We start from the raw sequence: 16,833 nt of genomic DNA, 5'->3' as shown, positions 1-16,833 counted from the left end.
TAATTAAAAAATAGAGATTCATCGGCTCTTTTATTTCAGGTATGCTGGGCATAGGCGGAGCGATTATAAATTATCCCATCCTATTGTACATTCCTTCCTTGTTGGGATTTGCCGGATTTACGGCACATCATGTTTCAGGCATTGTCGCTGTACAAGTGTTTCCTGCAGTATATCCTTGCAGTGCTGATCATCGCAACAGCATTAAAAATATGGATTGATATTTTAATGACATGATAGAAAACCGTCTTTTATTAAAAGGGCGGTTTTTTTGTTCAATACTTTTTAATACCTACTTACTTTTTATTTGTTGGTAGTATATAATACATAAGAACATTCCTTTAATTGGGATAGTCAGTCAGTCAGCTTTGCAAAATAAGAAAACAGAATGATAAAATTTAAAGCAAACATCTGTTTCATATAAAAGGGGATTAAACATAATGGAACAATCTAAACTTGAATCTAAAGTTCTTTCCATACTTGAAGATAAAATTCAGCTGATCAAAACACCTGAAGGGGGCGGCATCTATTTGGTCGGACCGATTCGACTGCCTGTGAACCTCTACGGGGAAACAGTTGTCTTTCAATGGTATTGCTGGCTTCAAAGAGATGAAATTACGGATGATTACGAAAAAATTATTGAAAAATTGTCTTCTGACAACCTGGCCGAATACCAGCAGTCAAGCGTATTGGTGTACGGAGACTTTGAATACAATGAAGATGCCTTAATTCGCATGCATTCCATCTGCCATACAGGAGATATTTTCGGAAGCAAACGCTGCGACTGCGGATTTCAATTAAAGCAATCCATGCAGATGATTAAGGAACATGGAACTGGCGCACTCTTTTACCTTGCCAATCACGAAGGAAGGGGCATCGGTTTATTCTCAAAAGCGATGGCTTACGTTCTTCAGGAAAACGGGTACGATACAGTAGAAGCCAACCTGAACTTAGGATTCGTCGATGATTCAAGGAACTATGAGGACGCTATAGATGTATTAAAAGCGCTGCGTAAAAAACCCGTCACGTTAATTACAAATAACCCTAAAAAGCTGGAGGCCTTAAAAAACTCAGGCATGCATCTGTCAGGTCGGACACCATTATGGGGAGATGTTTCAGAGTTTAATGAGACTTACCTGAATACAAAGATAGCCCGCTCCGGACACTTAAAAGAGGAAGAAGGCTGCCCAAATGGCTAATCATGAATTTTATATGAGACTGGCACTTGATAACGCACGAGCGATGAAGGGCCAAACGGATCCCAATCCCATGGTCGGAGCGGTCATCGTTAATGATAACCGAATCGTTGGAATTGGGTCACACTTAAAGCCGGGTGAACCACACGCTGAAATTCATGCGATCCGTATGGCGGGTGAGAGGACAATAGGAGGAACGATTTATGTTACCCTTGAACCTTGCTCTCATCACGGAAGGACAGGGCCATGTGCCAAAGCCATTGTGAAAGCCGGTCTTAAAACGGTAGTGATCGCAAGTCTCGACCCCAATCCGCTCGTTTCAGGCAGAGGCGTCGCCATTTTAAAAGAAGCGGGTATAGAGGTCATAACTGGTGTTCTTGAGCGTGAATCGCAAACCATGAATGAAGTATTCAACAAATTTATCGTCCAGAAGAGGCCGTTCGTAACGACTAAATCAGCGGTTACACTTGATGGCAAAATATCTACCTACACTTCAGACAGCAAGTGGATTACGTCGGAAGAAGCACGGACAGACGTTCATCACATCCGTAACGAAAACATGGCCATTCTTGTCGGTGTCAATACGGTGATCAAGGATGATCCTGAGTTATCAACAAGGATTCCAAACGGCCGCAATCCGATCAGGGTAATCCTTGATTCAACGTTAAGAATCCCGCTTGAATCAAAGGTTGTTCAGGACGGCAAAGCAGAATCGTGGATCTTTACGACCGAGCGCGCCAGTGCAGAGAAAAGAAAAGAGCTTGAAAATGCTGGGGTCTCTGTTTTTGTAACAAAAAGCCCCGGCGATCAGGTGAACCCTGTAGAAGTCGTTGACCTGCTCGGAGAAAAGCTCGTTTCATCACTTATGATCGAAGGGGGAGGAGCCGTTATCGCGTCTTTCCTTCAACATCAGCTCGTTGATAAAATGGTGGTTTATATGGCACCCAAACTGGTGGGCGGAAGCCTTGCGCCTACTTTTCTTGAAGGAACGGGCATCGAAAAGATGAGTGATGCGGTTGAACTGCAGGATTTGAGCGTCGAAAAAACAGGCAAAGATTTTAAATTCACCGGTTACCCGTTGTATCAGGGGAAGTAAGGAGAGTCACATGAAATTCGGTTTTGATATAGATGATACATTGATTAATTTAAGAGGCTACGCGTTTTCCATTTACAATAAGAAATTAAATCAAAAGATTGCACTGGATGTTTTTGAGGAATTGAAAACGGTGGAGATTCATCATCCGTTCGGCCTCAGTGATCAGGAGGGCAAAGAGATGTGGAACAGGTCGCTCGAAGAAATATATTTTACATCCTGTCCTCCATATCCAAAGGCAGTAGAAACGCTGCAGGAGCTTCATCAGCAGGGCCATGAAATCTATTACATTACTGCCCGTCCCGGAGAACATGCCGAGCGTACAATGGAATGGATGATTCAGCAAGGCTTTCCAGTAGAGGAAGAAAAGTTTTTCTGCGGGATGAAGGACCATGAAAAGGTAAAAATCATCGAAGAGTTAGGTTTGGATTATTATTTCGATGATAAACCAAGAGTCCTGGAGACACTGTCCAGCGATACACTGAAGATCTTTGTGAAGGACCAGTCGTATAACAGGCATTACAAAGCCGAACGCGTCACAGACTGGGGAGAATTGAAAGAGATTCTAATGGAGAAGAACAGCAGATAAATCTGCTGTTCTTTTTTGATTTAAGGGCATGTTGCAGGGTGGCTAGTTTACCGTAATCAAGCATTGGCTAGTAAAAGTTGAGTTTTGGACAGTATTTTTAGAGTTTGGCCAGTAAATCAGTAAGTTCGGCCAGTAAATTCCATGTTCTGGCCAGGAACGGGATTGAAGGAGAGTTTGATATGCAGTGTAGCCCGCAAAGCCAGGGTGGAAACAACAGATTCAGCTTTATAAGAAGCAGAGAAAAGGGAGGGGCTGTCCAGAAAGTCGAAAATTGACCTTCAGGCAGCCCCTTTTTGGCTTGAAAAATCTTCAATGAAAAGTTAATTGAAGTGGAAGATGCGAGACTCCTGCGGGACTGGCGTGACAGGTGAGACTCCCGCCGGTGCTTGCACCAAAAAGTAGGCGTTCACGCCGGTAAGGCTCACCGCACGCCCGCGGAAAGCGAGCAGCCTGGAACGGAAATCAACAGCTTACAGACTTCTTGGACAGCCCCTTTATTTTTGGGAGTCGATAGATCATATTTGATCATGTATGAGAGGGTAAAAATGGATGCCGCCCGATTATTCTGTTCAGGCGCCAAATTATTCCCTCAAGTAAAGTTAGTATAAAAAGTGGACACGGACATTGGCGTATGTTTTAATCGTGATCAACCAGTAAAAGGACGTGTTTTACTTGAGGAAATATGGTAAGTATTCAGCGGAGTTTAAAGAGTTTGTGACCAAACAGATTGTACTTGATGGACATAAAATGACGGATGTCTGCCAAAGGTTAGATATCCCTTATGATACCCTCCAAAAGTGGGTCTCCGCGTATCGGAAGAAACAAAAAGAAGCGGAAAAGTCTGCCCGAAGCCAACTGCTTACGGCTACAGAATATAAGGAAATGTATGAGGCTGAAAGAAAGAATCATCTTGAATTACAGGAAGAGGTAGAGATCTTAAAAAAGGCCATGCACATCTTCACGCAGGAAAAGAAATGAAGTTTGAATTTATTCATTCTCATCGCAGTGAACACACCATAGTGTTGATGTGTAGAATCCTTGGTGTGTCTTCTTCTGGATACTATCTATACGTTAATCGTTTAAGGCGCGAGGAAACGGAGCGAGAACTGTGGAAAAAGAAAGTGGATGAACGAATCCGCTTTCATTTTCATGATAACTTAAGTGCGTACGGCAGCCCTCGAATCCACCTTAAGTTAATGGAGGCGGATCAGATAAATGTTTCTTCCAAAACGGTGGCTAACCGCATGAGAGCCTTAAATTTATACGCAACTTCTCCGAAGAAGTTTATCGCGACAACGGATTCCAATCACTCTAAGCGCACATATAGAAACCATCTCAACAGAAAGTTTAATCCAGAGGCACCCAACAAAGTATGGGTAACGGATATTACGTACTTACGGACCCTGGAGGGTCCCCTGTACTTTAACCCCATTCTGGACTTGTTTGGTCGGAAAATCATAAGCTTCGCCCTTGACGATCACATGGAGCACACTTTGCCCCTAAAGGCATTAAGAGAAGCAATAAGGATACGCAAACCAGATAAAGGTTGGATCCATCACTCGGACAGAGGCTCTCAATACTGTTCTGAAAACTATATTAAAGAGCTAAAGGAGTCCAAAGCGAAAATCAGTATGAGCAAAAAGGCCACCCCTTATGACAATGCTTGTGCTGAATCCTTCTTCCCATCCATGAAAAAAGAATACCTCCACAAATTTGTTTTTACAACGAAGGCGGAGGCCATCGCAGCTGTGAAGGTATACGTAGAATTTTACAATGATAAACGAATGCACTCCTCTCTTGGATACGCCATTCCAAATGAGTATGAACTGGCGTATAAAGAGGCGCAAAATCAAGACGCCAAAAACAGACGCTCAAAGTCTGCATAGAAGATACCCCTTAAATCTTGTAATCCCTATGAGTACAGCCAGAAACGAGGAGTAAGGGAAATCAAAAAGGAGGAAATAATACGCCGAAAATAGGCGAGTTAATGTCTATTTTATTGACAGAAGTCCACCAGGCGCCCAATTGCCCTATAAACTCCAACCAAACACACTCCGAAGCGCATTAAACTCCCTGGAACCCACACATTCAGGCCCAAAAAGGAAAAAGAATAACTTATTTGCGAATTTTTACTTGGCTGTCCTAAAAAAGTCGTCGTTTTATACGTCTTTTGGACACCCTTTTTTTATTTTTTTTAGAAACATTGACAAAGACAGTGTATATACATATGATATAAGCAAATGTTGCGCTAGGGAAACAAATAAGAGTGGAGGAAAAATAAATGGATGGGACTAAATATGGAAACTTGTTTGATGGCAAAAAAGGCGACTTCATTCGAATCACCTCCATGGAGATCGAAGGTGTGATGAGAAGAAGGCTGCTGGATCTTGGTTTTGTGCCGGGTGCTGTTGTGGAGGTTATAAGAAAAAGCCCCCTGGGAGATCCCATTGCTTTTCGGGTGAGCCAGACGACGATTGCTTTAAGGAAAGAAGAGAGCACAAGAATACAGGGGGAGCTGATACAGCATGACTGATACATTTCGTGTAGCCTTAGCCGGCAATCCAAACACTGGTAAAAGCACCTTATTTAACGCTTTAACAGGACTTAAGCAGCATACCGGCAATTGGGCAGGCAAGACGGTTTCGCTTGCTGAAGGTACCTTCAGGCATAAAGATAAGCAGTACAGGTTTATCGATCTGCCGGGCACTTATTCCATTTTTTCAAATTCAGCTGATGAAGAAGTGGCCAGAAATTATATCATTTTTGAAAAACCTCACATTACACTTGTTGTCGTTGATGCTACTTCTCTTGAACGGAACCTGAACCTCGCTCTTCAAATCCTGGAGATGACAAAGAATGTGGTCATCTGCATTAATCTGATTGATGAGGCAGATAAGAGAGGCATCACGATCAATGAACGTTTAATGGCGAGGCGCCTCGGGGTTCCTGTTATTAAACTATCCGCAAGAAACAGGGCTGGATTTCCTTTATTGCTTGATACGATTGATCGGATTGTATCCGGAAAGATCACGTGTGAACCTGCACAAGTCAAATATGATGGTGAAATTGAAGCCGGGATTGCTTCTTTGGAGCCTTTCGTAAAAGAAGTTGTGGATGACCGTATTTCATCCCGATGGGTAGCATTGCGTTTGCTGGACGGAGATGAATCCCTGCTGAACGAGCTGAATGAAAGATTAAAAGCGAAGGAGGAAACAGTATGCAATCAGAGCTAGCTGGCCATTCAGGTGATTTAAACCAGTTGTACCAAAGAGCAAAAGAGATGTCGTCACCTAACCTTCGCGACAAGATCGTACAAAATCTGTATCAGGAGAGCAAGCAGTTATGTGAAGATAGTGTTTCTTATGGAAAGACAAAACGTGATAAGCATACGGAGAAGCTTGATGCTATCTTCACGTCACCGATCTGGGGTTTTCCCATCATGATCGTTATGCTGGGTATCGTGTTCTATCTGACGATTGCCGGAGCCAATATTCCATCTGAGATGATTGCCAGTTTTTTTGGATGGCTGGAGAATTACATCACCTCACTTTTTCAGTTAATGAATGCTCCAGACTGGCTGCACGGACTGCTGGTTTTAGGACTGTACCGGGGAACGACCTGGGTGATCAGCGTGATGCTTCCTCCGATGGCGATCTTCTTCCCGACGTTTGCACTCTTGGAGAACTACGGATATCTCCCAAGAGTAGCGTTTAACATGGACCGAGTATTTAAAAAAGTCGGGGCGCACGGAAAGCAGTCCTTAACGATGGCGATGGGATTCGGCTGTAATGCGGCCGCCATGCTGTCTTCAAGGATTATCGAGTCGCCAAGAGAGCGGATGCTCGCGATCTTAACCAACAACTTTGTTCCGTGTAATGGAAGATGGGGAACGCTGATTGTCCTGGCCTCGCTGTTTATGGCGGCCGGCTATACAGGCGGCGCAAAGTCGCTTGTGACGACAGCGGTCATTGTTGGAATCGTTCTTTTTGGAATTCTAGTGACCTTTCTGGTTTCCTGGGTTCTTTCCAAAACCGCTCTAAAAGGGGTTCCAACTCACTATACATTGGAGCTTCCGCCTTACCGTAGGCCTAAGTTCTGGGAAACAGTGATCCGTTCTTCACTTCAGCGCTCTTTATCCGTATTGATGAGAGCGGTGAAAGTGGCGGCACCGGCTGGAATTTTGACGTGGGTCCTGGCCAACGTGAATGCAGGGGATCAGAGTATTTTAATGCATGTTGTCAATTTTTTAGATCCGTTCGGGCAAATGCTCGGACTTGATGGCTACATCCTAATGGCGTTTCTTGTAGGGCTACCTGCAAATGAGATTGTCTTGCCGATTTTGATTATGGGCTATCTCTCTACAGGAGCCATGACAGAAGTTGATAATCTCGGTGATTTAAAACAGATTTTTGTTAGCCATGGGTGGACGTGGCTGACAGCGTTGAATATGATGCTGTTTTCCCTGCTTCATTTCCCGTGCGGTACGACACTGGTTAACATTTATAAAGAAACAAAGAGTGCCAAATGGACCTTCCTGTCATTTATTATTCCTACAGCTATCGCTATTCTCGTTACGTTTGCAATTGCTCAAACGGCTAGATGGATAGGATAGCAATAGAGGTCTTTGAACCCCTCATAAAAGGCTAAAGACAGGCATAAGTATAAACCATGAAAAGCTTCTGTATAATCAGAAGCTTTTTTCTATATAGCGTGATTGGATGATATGGAAAACGGTGAATTAAAATATAAACGATGAACAGGGATATCGTAGAAAGGATTGTTTTATGAGTGAATACTGGGCTGAGAAGGCATTGGTCAAATTCGAATCTCAGTTTGATCAAAACAACACATACAACATAAAAAACAACAGACGGCTATCAGAAAAATCAAAGGTATGGAAGTATATGGACTTTGCTAAGTTTGTCAGTATGCTATATCAAAAATCCTTGTTCTTTCCAAAACCTTCGCTGTTCGTGGATAATCATGAAGGCAGTTATTCGGCGCTGGATGTTAATAATATTTTGAATGATCCTCTATCTTATTTGACCATACCTGTGGATGAAAGACTATCGAAAGAAGAGAAGCGAAGACAGCTTCACGAATACATCAAGCAGATGCATGATTATGTCGGAGTGAACTGCTGGCACTTGAACGAAGAGGAATCTGCGGCCATGTGGAATCTGTACTTGAAGTCCGATGAAGGCATCGCCATCTGCTCTACTGTGGAGAAATTATACAGCAGCATATCGGATAAGAGGTTTCATACGTATATCGGACAGGTTCAGTACATTAACTTTAATTCTGAAATGGCGAGCCTGAATCCCTATGAAACACTCTTTTACAAACGCCGTTCCTTCAGTCACGAGAACGAGATCCGACTGCTCGCATTTGATAATCCGAATAACCGCATTTTTGACCATAAAGACGGGGCATATGTACAGAGTAATTTGAACACATTAATTGATGAAGTGTATGTATCGCCAACAAGCCCTGAATGGCTGAGGGAGGTGGTACAGTCCGTTCTGGAAAAATACAGGCTTCCGTTTAAACCTGTGATTAAATCGTCGTTATATGAAGGACCATTTTATTGAAATTTCAGCAGCAGCCGTTTAAGGCTGCTTTTTCTATATCCATCCTAAAAAGGTTGCACATAACAGGATGCATTGCCATAATATATATATGAGCATATATTCATATATGAAAGGAATTATTGCTATGGGACATTCTCATGATCACCAGCACCACCATCATCACGGCAGCGGAAATAAGGATGCATTAAAGTGGGCTTTCATTATCATTACTCTGTTTATGGTGGTTGAAGTCATCGGTGGAATAATGACCAACAGCCTGGCGCTGTTATCAGATGCAGGGCATATGCTGAGCGATTCAGCGGCACTTGGATTAAGTTTTTTAGCCATGACGTATGGTAAGAGGGCCTCTTCTCATTCTAAAACATTTGGTTACAAACGTTTTGAGATTTTAGCAGCTTTTATTAATGGAATTGCTCTGATTGCGATTGCTATCTATATCTTTTGGGAAGCGTATCATCGTATTTTACAGCCTGTCAGTATTGTCAGCTCTGGCATGCTGATTGTGTCAGTAATCGGTTTTATTGTGAATATCATAGCTGCATTTATTCTGATGAGAGGCGATAAAGACGAAAACATAAATGTAAGAAGTGCTTTTCTGCATGTGCTTGGAGATTTGCTTGGATCTGTAGGTGCGATTATCGCAGCCCTCCTTATTATGTTCTTCGGTTGGGGATGGGCGGATCCGGCAGCAAGTGTTATAGTAGCTGTCCTTGTATTGATAAGTGGCTGGCGGGTAACGAAAGAATCCATCCACATCTTAATGGAAGGGACTCCAGCCAACATCAATATAGATAAGGTTAAACAAACACTATTATCCATTCAGGAAGTAAAAGAGGTGAATGATCTGCATGTCTGGTCAATCACTTCAGATTTTCCGGCCTTCAGCTGCCACCTGGTTACGGATACCGGGATTGATCAACAAGCGTTGTTAATACAAGCAAACAGCCTGCTGCATGATGAATACCATATTGAACACACGACGATACAGATTGATGCAGGCGGCCATCCTTGTAAAAAGGGGGATCACTGTAACTAATCCGAAAGAGCTGAGCTCAGTTAACCTCATGGTTGTGAGCTCGGCTTTTTTAGAGATGCGGCAAGTTTTTGTAAAATCACTTCCTCATTCGCTATAATAAATATCGACGTATCATGTTACATACAAAATTTTCATCCTGAGGAGGAACTATGTTAGCAGATATTTGGCCGCCGATCTCTTTGTCCATCAGTATTGCGGCAACAGCCTGGCTCATCGTGATAATCATCGGGGTTATACTGGGTAAGACTATGGCAGGCAGGCGTTTTAAAGGAAAGTTGATCATTGAAACGATGCTGATGCTGCCGCTCGTACTTCCTCCAACGGTTATTGGATTTTTACTTATTGTTGTGTTTGGGAAGAGGAGTCCGGCCGGACAGCTGATCGAAGCGGTGTTTCATCAGCCGATCATTTTTACATGGTGGGCGGCTGTTCTTGCTTCAAGTGTGGTGGCTTTTCCTCTTATGTATCAATCGGCAAAAACAGGTTTTGAAGGTGTCAATCATGAGATCGAGGATGCAGCCAGGGTAGATGGAGGCGGGAGATGGAAGGTTTTTCTTCTTATTTCTGTTCCTCTCTCAATGACATCCATTATTTCTGGAGCGATCTTAAGCTTTGCAAGGGCGCTTGGCGAGTTCGGAGCAACTTTAATGTTTGCTGGAAATATCCCGGGTAAGACTCAAACGATTCCGACCGCTATCTATCTTGCCATTGATTCAGGGAACATGAGGGAGGCTTGGCTTCTCGTCCTCGCAAGCATCAGTATTTCTTTTGTAATGCTGACAGCAGCCTATCGGATAAAACGTTAAGCAGCAGGTAATGGCCCAGCCGTTGCCTGCTTTTTTGTGCAAAAATGAAACCTTAGAGAGTATTGTCCGTATATAACGGTAAACACTCATTTCAACAGGAAGGTTGATTGTGATTAAATCGATTTTTTCAAAGATTGGTAAAGGCGGGGCCGCTGTGGATCTGCAGCTTACAGGCTCAACTTATGTGCTTGGATGGACATTAGAAGGCCAGATTGTGGTAAGGGGAGGAGGAGTTCCTCAGATGATCCACTCGCTGTCAGTGAATCTGCTCGTTGAGTATGAAATAAAGGGCCTCCCCTCTACCAAAGTGATGGGCTCTGTTTCGGCAGCTGAACAGTTTGTCATTGATGCAGATGAAGTTATTACTCTTCCATTTATTTACCCATTGCCAGAAGATTTGCCGATCTCTTGCCAGTCTGTTTCTTATTCACTCTGTACGCGTCTCGAGTTGGAGGATGGGACGGATGTATGGGATACGGAAACTGTTACGCTTAAGGGCACGGATGCTTTCCTGCAGATTTTCTATGGACTTGGCGCTCTCGGATTCCGTGAAAGCGCAGAATCGGGAGAGTTCAACGGGTCACTTCAGACGTTTGTTTTTTTCCCTGCTGTACTGATGAAAGAGGAAATAAAAGAAGTGCATATCCAGGCGGGGAGTGAAAATAGCGGAATCCGAATTTTACTGGAAACCTATTGCCGTGAAGGCGTGATAAATAGGAAAGAACACTTTTTTTCGAATGAAAAACTAAGAAACCGACAAGACGTTGAAGACGAGCTTAAAGCTAAACTGGCTTATATGGCTAAGGCTCGAAACATCTCTTAATATACGGAGCACAAAAAAGGAGGATTTATAAAGATATGTTTTTTCACCCGATGGATTTTTTGATCATCATTGCATTTGCTGTCTCGTTGTGGGCGCAGTTTAAAGTTAAAGGGAATTTTAAGAAATGGTCACAAGTAGAGGCTCATTCCGGGAAAACTGGGGCTAAAATCGCAAGGTCGATCCTGGATGACAACGGGTTGCACAATATCCCGGTTGAACCGGTCCGCGGGACGCTAACCGACCATTATGACCCTGTTTCGAAAGTGGTGCGCCTCTCAGAACCGGTATATTACGGGGATTCCATCGCATCTGTTTCTGTTGCTGCCCATGAAGTCGGCCACGCCGTTCAGCATAAGCAATCCTATGGTGCATTAGCGCTGCGTCATCGTATGTTTCCATTAGTGAACCTGACCTCGGGAGTGGCGCCCTTTTTATTGCTTGGAGGATTTCTGCTTAACCAGTTCTCATTAATCGGTATCGGAATTGTGCTTTTCTCATTCGCTGTCTTCTTTCAGCTCGTTACGCTTCCCGTGGAGTTTAATGCCAGCTCACGGGCAAAACGTTATCTTGTGACTGAAGGATTTATCCGCAATGAGGAAGAGCGGGGAGTGAACAAGGTACTGAACGCTGCGGCTCTTACGTATGTGGCCGCTGCATTGATCTCTCTCCTGGAACTTTTGAAATTCATCATCATTTTTTTCCAAGGTGAACGGGAGGAATAACATCAATATTGTAAAAAAGATGTTTCTCTTGATGAGAAACATCTTCTTTGATTTCTACTATACTTAACGGTAAAACATGAATTAATAGACTCCGCCGTAGCCAATTCCTCCTGCACCAAAACCGCCTCCGCCAAATCCGCCTCCGAAGCCCCCAAAGCCTCCGAAGCCGATACACGCGCATCCAACGATAATCAAAAGAATGAACAATACGACAATTAAAGCAAAAGTAGCTCCGCCGCCGCCAAAAAAACTCATAGTTTACACCTCCTCAACTTAGAATATGATGGCTTGACTTAATTGGTTTAGGCAAGCTGTGAAATGTGCCGGTGTCTTTGGAATGATAGTTAACGTATAGGTGAAACAACCATTTTGGTAACCAACCTTGTCTCAGAGAATAAACTGGCTATATACCACACAAGGAGGATCTATACTTGTACGAACACATGAGTAATATTAAGCCAGGCTATCACATGCCGAAAGACAATAAAGCGTACCAGGTAAGCCCAAGCCACAAAGAGCACTGGATGCATCTCTGCAAGCAGTATGCAGGAGCCAACTGTGAGATTGAGATGGCAGACGGTAAGATTTATCATGGAAAGATTCATAGCCATGATAATGACAACATTTATCTCATCATGCCTATGCAGCACAGAGACGAAGCATCTGAACGCTTCTTCCCTGGTTTTGGTTTCGGAGGTTTTGGTTTCAACCCGTTTTTCGTAGGACCTTTTTTCCCGGGCTTCGGTTTGTTCGGTTTTCCTTTCTTCGGTTTCAGGGGTTTTAGACGTTTCTGGTGGTAATTAAAGTGTCAGTTTGTTCGTAAGTATAAAAAAGAACCACAGACAGCATGTCTGTGGTTCTTTTTTTGTTATTTATTTTCAGACATGAACGCTTCAATGTCTTCTACTGTACGAATAATGTCCTTTGAAAGATTCTCATATCCGTCTTCGGTTACGAGAATGTCGTCCTCAATCCGGATGCCGATTCTTTCATCTTCAATATACAAACCAGGTTCAATCGTAAGGACCATTCCTGGCTCAAGAACACGGTCTTTGTATGAACCGACATCATGAGTGTCGAGTCCGAGGAAATGGCTGACGCCGTGGTAATAATAATTAGACAGCTCGGCTTTTTCTTTAAATAAGCCGATTCTTATGCATTCTTCTGCGAGAACGGCCTTCGTGTGTTCATTTAATTCTGCGAACTTTAGGCCTGGTTTAATAAGGGCTGTTGTTTCTTTCAATGCTTTAAGAACAATGTTATAGATTTCCTTCTGACGGGAAGTGAATTTTCCATCAACAGGGAACGTAAAGCTGATATCAGCATTGTAATAGTCTTTTTGAGCACCAAGATCCAGTAATATGAGATCACCATCATTGATCTTAGAATCATTGTCTTCATAATGCAGAACAGTAGCGTTTTTTCCGCTTGCCAAGATGGTATGGAAGGCAAAATCCTTAACGCCTGATGATTTGAGGATAAAGTCAAAGTGCGCTTCGAGCTGGTTTTCCATCATACCGGCTTTTGCATGTTTTAGTATGTTATAGATGCCTTCTTTCGTAATGTTGATAGCTTCCTTAATCTTTTGAACTTCCTCTTCGGTTTTGAACACTCTTAATTCTGTAATGAGAGGATACGCATTTTGAATCGCAAGATGAGGATAATGCTCCTGTAAATGCTTTGCGAAGGAGAAAGCCTTGGTTTGTGCTTCAGACCATTCTCTGCGCTCCAAATCTAAGTATACATTCTTTACGGATTCTGCAAAAAATGTTCTTGCCATGAACGTTTCAAAGCTTTCCAGATATGAAATGCTTTTTATCCCGGAAAGATTCTGAGCTTCTTCTTTTGTCAGTGACGCGCCAATCCATTTTTCCATCACAGGATCTGCTTTCTCGATGAAAAGCGTCTCTTCCACGGAAGTCTCCGTCTTTTTCATAACGAGGATGATGTTTTGACGGGTAATCCCCGTTAAATAATAAAAATTGCGGTTCGGAGTAAAGGGATATCGTTCATCGGCAGATTTATAAGGGGCCTGGCCGGCAAAAAGAATAGCTGTTGATTCAGCAGGGAGCTGATCTGTTAGTTTTTTTCTGTTTTCAATAAAAAATGATGCTTCCATGGGACCCTCCTCAGTAGTTTTAAAATCAAACTGACTATGTGGTTTATTTTCATTGTATTTTTAATGGAATTTTTCGTCAATCAAATACGAGTGTAAATTTTAACTATTTAGTGATCCAAATCAAGAACGGAAACGTTAGCTAGATGAAAACAAAGTATTTAGGATGAAAGGATGAAAACGAAGGCACGAATATTTGTTAACTTTGGGTATTATTTTTATCGTAATAGGAATTGTTGGTTTCATTATACCGATGGAGGGACTCTATCATCTGACGCCGGTCCACCATATTGTTCATTTAGCTTCAGGAATTGTGGCGATCATTATGAGCGGTACAGAAGCGAAGGCGAAATTGTATGCGAAAGTGTTCGGATTTGTGTATCTGCTTGTTGCAATCTTAGGTTTATTCACACATGAATTTGCGGGAATCCATTTTCTTGCGGCAGACAACGTGCTGCATTTCATCATTGCTTTTGTCTCAATCTTTACGGGATTCGCATCCCCGGCATCGAAATCAGCAAACAAGACAGTTTCAAACTAAGGCTCATGGAAAAAAGGTATGTCAGCTGACATATCCTTTTTTTCACGAGGAAAAAGGGAGCGGCGTGCCGAAATGAATAGGGAGGCAAAGGGGAAGTCGGCCGGCTGATAAAGAAAGAAAAGTGACCGTAAAGAGTACATAAGGAGTATAGAGATGAATACAGGACTAAAACAGCAATTACGAGAATCCTATGATAAAGAATCGATGAGCGGAAACGGACAGGAGACGCAAACATGGAAGGTTGAAGAGAGACAAATATTTGCTGACCTGCTCTTGCGTGATAACAAAAAAAGCCTTTTGGACCTTGGTGCCGGGCCGGGGCGTGACAGTCTATTTTTTCATCAAGAAGGATTGTCCACCCTGTCTCTTGATTTATCACCTGAGATGGTTGGATTATGCCGGGAAAAAGGACTGGCTGCAGAAGTAATGAGTTTTGACAGTTTAGTATTTGCAGATTAGTCGTTTGATGCTGCATGGGCATTGAATTCTCTTTTGCACGTACCAAAAAGCGAGATTATAAATGTACTCGAAGGAATAAAGCGAGTGTTAAGGGCAGGCGGACTCTTCTTTATGGGAGTGTATGGCGGCGTTGATTCTGAAGGGGTATGGGAAGGCGATTCCTATGATCCGAAGCGATTTTTTCCTTCTTTACGGATGAAGACATTCAAGAGACGGTGTCTTCTGTTTTTCACATTGAAAGGTTCCATGTGGTTCCCCCTGATGTGATTGGCGGTTCTTTTAGCTTTCAGTCATTGATTTTACGAAAATAAATAAACAAAAGACAGCGGCCATCTACGGCCACTGTCTTTTGTTTTATACGGCGCTTTTAGCATACGTTTCAAGCTTGCGATAGCTTGCTTCTTCTTGTGTAAATTCTTCTTCTTGTTCAAAGACAAATTCTTCTGGAGAGTTGAAGTCAAATTCAACCGTTCCAGAAAAGACATAGGTTGCGTTTCCTTTAAGCAGTACAGAATAGCCGCTGCTTTCTTTCAGTTCATTCACTTTGCAGCGCACCATACCGCCGTTGTTTAACACTGTAATATCTTTTTCGGGATGATTGATGCCTAGCCGGCACGTAATCAGGCTTGCTGCGGACATCGCTGTTCCGCATGAGTTAGTGATTCCCACACCGCGTTCATACGTTTGGACAAAGATTTTTGAATCACCCAAATCTTTGACGAAACTGACATTCACGCCCTTGGGAAACACACTTTTTAATTTATTCGCTTTTTTCCCGATCTCAGCCACTTGATCTTGATCAATATCATCGACAAGTGTAATGATATGCGGATTCGGCATACTTATTGCAGTGAAGGCTATTTCTGGAGATAATTCAGGAATCACCGTATTTTCAAGTGTTTCTTGGTCATGGATTAAGGGCAAGGTGTGAACATCAAACGAGACAGGTCCGATCAGAACTTCAAAGGTTTGAATATCGCCGTAAATATTTTCAGTTCTTTGTACATCGAGGTTTGCTTTTAGCGTTTCGACGATGGCATGATCTCTTCCTAATAACTCAGTAATGTATCTTCCTGCACAGCGGAGCCCGTTGCCGCACATTTCCGGCTCGGTGCCATCTGAATTGAAAATCCGGTATTTAGCATCCGCTTTCTCGCTTTTTTGGATAAACAAAATGCCGTCCGCCCCAATAGAGCCTTTGCGGTCACAGAGGACCTTCGTCAAAACGGTACGCTTTTCATCATCGAGTCCGTAATCATTGCTGTATTCATCAATTAAAATAAAGTCATTGCAGGAGCCATGTGTTTTTAAAACGTCAATTTTCAATGGTCTTCGTCCTTTCGTTCCGCCGAATTTCTTATTTGTATCATAACAAGAAACATAAAAAAATGTTAACATCAAATAATAGAAATTACAGAGCATTAAGCTTCATGATCAAGATTAGGCGTGGTATATATAATAGTGTAAGCTAAATAAGGGAGGGAATAAAATGAAAGAGATTCAAACTTTAGAAGAATTTAATGAAGTCATTTCAGCGGATAAAGAAACCATTATGATTTTTACAGCGGGCTGGTGTCCGGACTGCCGCAGACTGGAAGTATTCATTGGAGATATTATCGAAGAACACAACGACAAAGCCTGGTATGAGATCGACCGGGATAAGTTTCCGGAACTTGCTGAAAAGTACGAAGTCATGGGAATCCCAAGCTTGCTTTTGTTTAAAAATGGAGAGAAACTCGCCCATCTTCACAGTGCTAATGCAAAAACACCAGAAAACGTTCGTGCTTATCTGGAGAGCCTTCCAGTATAAAGGAATAATAAAAGCCGCCTCATAAATTGTGAGGCGGCTTTTCTCTGTACATCC

21 protein-coding genes and 1 pseudogene are annotated in these 16,833 nt (G+C 42.7%); 18 read left to right on the top strand and 4 right to left on the bottom strand.

Translation table 11 applies throughout. The features are described from left to right. Positions 1–41: 41 nt before the first annotated feature. The 4 genes and pseudogenes from AR335_RS24125 to AR335_RS13915 all read left to right on the top strand — a co-directional run. Positions 42–200: pseudogene (locus AR335_RS24125) on the top strand (sulfite exporter TauE/SafE family protein); the annotation flags it as partial. A gap of 237 nt (positions 201–437) precedes the next feature. Further along, positions 438–1,196, top strand: a complete 759-nt coding sequence (locus AR335_RS13925) for a GTP cyclohydrolase II (protein ID WP_062236789.1) — start codon at positions 438–440, stop codon at positions 1,194–1,196. Beyond that, on the top strand, positions 1,189–2,289 hold the full coding sequence (gene ribD / locus AR335_RS13920; protein WP_062236786.1) for a bifunctional diaminohydroxyphosphoribosylaminopyrimidine deaminase/5-amino-6-(5-phosphoribosylamino)uracil reductase RibD: 1,101 nt from the start codon (positions 1,189–1,191) through the stop codon (positions 2,287–2,289). Before AR335_RS13925 ends, ribD begins: the two co-directional genes overlap by 8 nt. Before the next feature lie 10 nt (positions 2,290–2,299). Then, entirely contained in the window at positions 2,300–2,875 is a 576-nt protein-coding gene (locus tag AR335_RS13915) for a 5' nucleotidase, NT5C type (protein WP_062236784.1), read from the top strand. Positions 2,876–3,296: 421 nt separating this feature from the next. Here the strand turns inward: AR335_RS13915 and AR335_RS24120 are convergent, their stop codons facing one another. After that, a complete protein-coding gene (locus AR335_RS24120; protein WP_156418975.1) occupies positions 3,297–3,455 on the bottom strand; it encodes a hypothetical protein in 159 nt (52 codons plus the stop codon). Positions 3,456–3,547: 92 nt separating this feature from the next. On the opposite strand from AR335_RS24120, the gene AR335_RS13910 reads away from it, so the two are divergent. The 10 genes from AR335_RS13910 to AR335_RS13865 all read left to right on the top strand — a co-directional run bounded on the left by AR335_RS13910 (position 3,548) and on the right by AR335_RS13865 (position 11,853). Then, on the top strand, positions 3,548–3,853 hold the full coding sequence (locus AR335_RS13910; RefSeq protein WP_062236781.1) for a transposase: 306 nt from the start codon (positions 3,548–3,550) through the stop codon (positions 3,851–3,853). Next, a complete protein-coding gene (locus AR335_RS13905) occupies positions 3,850–4,761 on the top strand; it encodes an IS3 family transposase (RefSeq protein WP_062236778.1) in 912 nt (303 codons plus the stop codon). Before AR335_RS13910 ends, AR335_RS13905 begins: the two co-directional genes overlap by 4 nt. A gap of 395 nt (positions 4,762–5,156) precedes the next feature. After that, positions 5,157–5,408 carry a FeoA family protein gene (locus AR335_RS13900; protein WP_062236774.1) on the top strand — a complete coding sequence of 84 codons (252 nt, stop codon included), beginning with the start codon at positions 5,157–5,159 and terminating at the stop codon, positions 5,406–5,408. Next, complete coding sequence (locus AR335_RS13895; protein ID WP_062236771.1) at positions 5,401–6,108, top strand: FeoB small GTPase domain-containing protein; 708 nt, start codon at positions 5,401–5,403, stop codon at positions 6,106–6,108. Before AR335_RS13900 ends, AR335_RS13895 begins: the two co-directional genes overlap by 8 nt. After that, positions 6,093–7,487, top strand: coding sequence for a nucleoside recognition domain-containing protein (locus tag AR335_RS13890; protein WP_062236769.1), 1,395 nt, complete (start codon positions 6,093–6,095; stop codon positions 7,485–7,487). The genes AR335_RS13895 and AR335_RS13890 overlap by 16 nt, the downstream gene beginning before the upstream one ends. A gap of 172 nt (positions 7,488–7,659) precedes the next feature. After that, positions 7,660–8,466 (top strand): DUF2971 domain-containing protein, encoded by an 807-nt coding sequence (locus tag AR335_RS13885; RefSeq protein WP_062236766.1) that lies wholly within the window; start codon positions 7,660–7,662, stop codon positions 8,464–8,466. A 124-nt stretch (positions 8,467–8,590) separates the two neighbouring features. Next, entirely contained in the window at positions 8,591–9,502 is a 912-nt protein-coding gene (locus tag AR335_RS13880) for a cation diffusion facilitator family transporter (RefSeq protein WP_062236763.1), read from the top strand. Between the two features lie 149 nt (positions 9,503–9,651). After that, positions 9,652–10,308, top strand: a complete 657-nt coding sequence (gene modB, locus AR335_RS13875) for a molybdate ABC transporter permease subunit (protein WP_062236760.1) — start codon at positions 9,652–9,654, stop codon at positions 10,306–10,308. Between the two features lie 109 nt (positions 10,309–10,417). Beyond that, positions 10,418–11,131, top strand: a complete 714-nt coding sequence (locus AR335_RS13870; protein ID WP_062236757.1) for a sporulation protein — start codon at positions 10,418–10,420, stop codon at positions 11,129–11,131. A 35-nt stretch (positions 11,132–11,166) separates the two neighbouring features. Further along, entirely contained in the window at positions 11,167–11,853 is a 687-nt protein-coding gene (locus AR335_RS13865) for a zinc metallopeptidase (RefSeq protein ID WP_062236754.1), read from the top strand. An 81-nt stretch (positions 11,854–11,934) separates the two neighbouring features. Here AR335_RS13865 and AR335_RS23225 read toward each other — a convergent pair whose 3' ends face one another. After that, positions 11,935–12,108: a YjcZ family sporulation protein gene (locus AR335_RS23225; protein WP_082683501.1), complete on the bottom strand. Its 174-nt coding sequence runs from the start codon at positions 12,106–12,108 to the stop codon at positions 11,935–11,937. Positions 12,109–12,284: 176 nt separating this feature from the next. Here AR335_RS23225 and AR335_RS13860 point away from each other — a divergent pair, with 176 nt between their 5' ends. Next, positions 12,285–12,653 carry a hypothetical protein gene (locus AR335_RS13860; RefSeq protein ID WP_062236751.1) on the top strand — a complete coding sequence of 123 codons (369 nt, stop codon included), beginning with the start codon at positions 12,285–12,287 and terminating at the stop codon, positions 12,651–12,653. 68 nt (positions 12,654–12,721) lie between these two features. Here the strand turns inward: AR335_RS13860 and AR335_RS13855 are convergent, their stop codons facing one another. After that, positions 12,722–13,972 carry an aminopeptidase P family protein gene (locus tag AR335_RS13855; RefSeq protein WP_062236748.1) on the bottom strand — a complete coding sequence of 417 codons (1,251 nt, stop codon included), beginning with the start codon at positions 13,970–13,972 and terminating at the stop codon, positions 12,722–12,724. A gap of 193 nt (positions 13,973–14,165) precedes the next feature. Between AR335_RS13855 and AR335_RS13850 the strand changes: the two genes are divergently transcribed. Together AR335_RS13850 and AR335_RS24115 are read left to right on the top strand one after the other, a co-directional pair. Further along, entirely contained in the window at positions 14,166–14,510 is a 345-nt protein-coding gene (locus AR335_RS13850) for a DUF4383 domain-containing protein (RefSeq protein ID WP_082683500.1), read from the top strand. Between the two features lie 153 nt (positions 14,511–14,663). Further along, positions 14,664–14,969, top strand: a complete 306-nt coding sequence (locus AR335_RS24115; protein WP_156418974.1) for a class I SAM-dependent methyltransferase — start codon at positions 14,664–14,666, stop codon at positions 14,967–14,969. Between the two features lie 354 nt (positions 14,970–15,323). Here AR335_RS24115 and dapF read toward each other — a convergent pair whose 3' ends face one another. Then, positions 15,324–16,295 (bottom strand): diaminopimelate epimerase, encoded by a 972-nt coding sequence (dapF, locus tag AR335_RS13840; RefSeq protein ID WP_062237110.1) that lies wholly within the window; start codon positions 16,293–16,295, stop codon positions 15,324–15,326. A 163-nt stretch (positions 16,296–16,458) separates the two neighbouring features. Here dapF and AR335_RS13835 point away from each other — a divergent pair, with 163 nt between their 5' ends. After that, on the top strand, positions 16,459–16,779 hold the full coding sequence (locus AR335_RS13835) for a thioredoxin family protein (protein ID WP_062236743.1): 321 nt from the start codon (positions 16,459–16,461) through the stop codon (positions 16,777–16,779). The last annotated feature ends 54 nt before the right edge of the window (positions 16,780–16,833 follow it).

It is taken from the genome of Fictibacillus sp. FJAT-27399, from assembly GCF_001510655.1.
GTDB lineage: Bacteria > Bacillota > Bacilli > Bacillales > Fictibacillaceae > Fictibacillus_C > Fictibacillus_C marinisediminis.
This window is presented reverse-complemented; position numbering and strand designations above follow the sequence as displayed.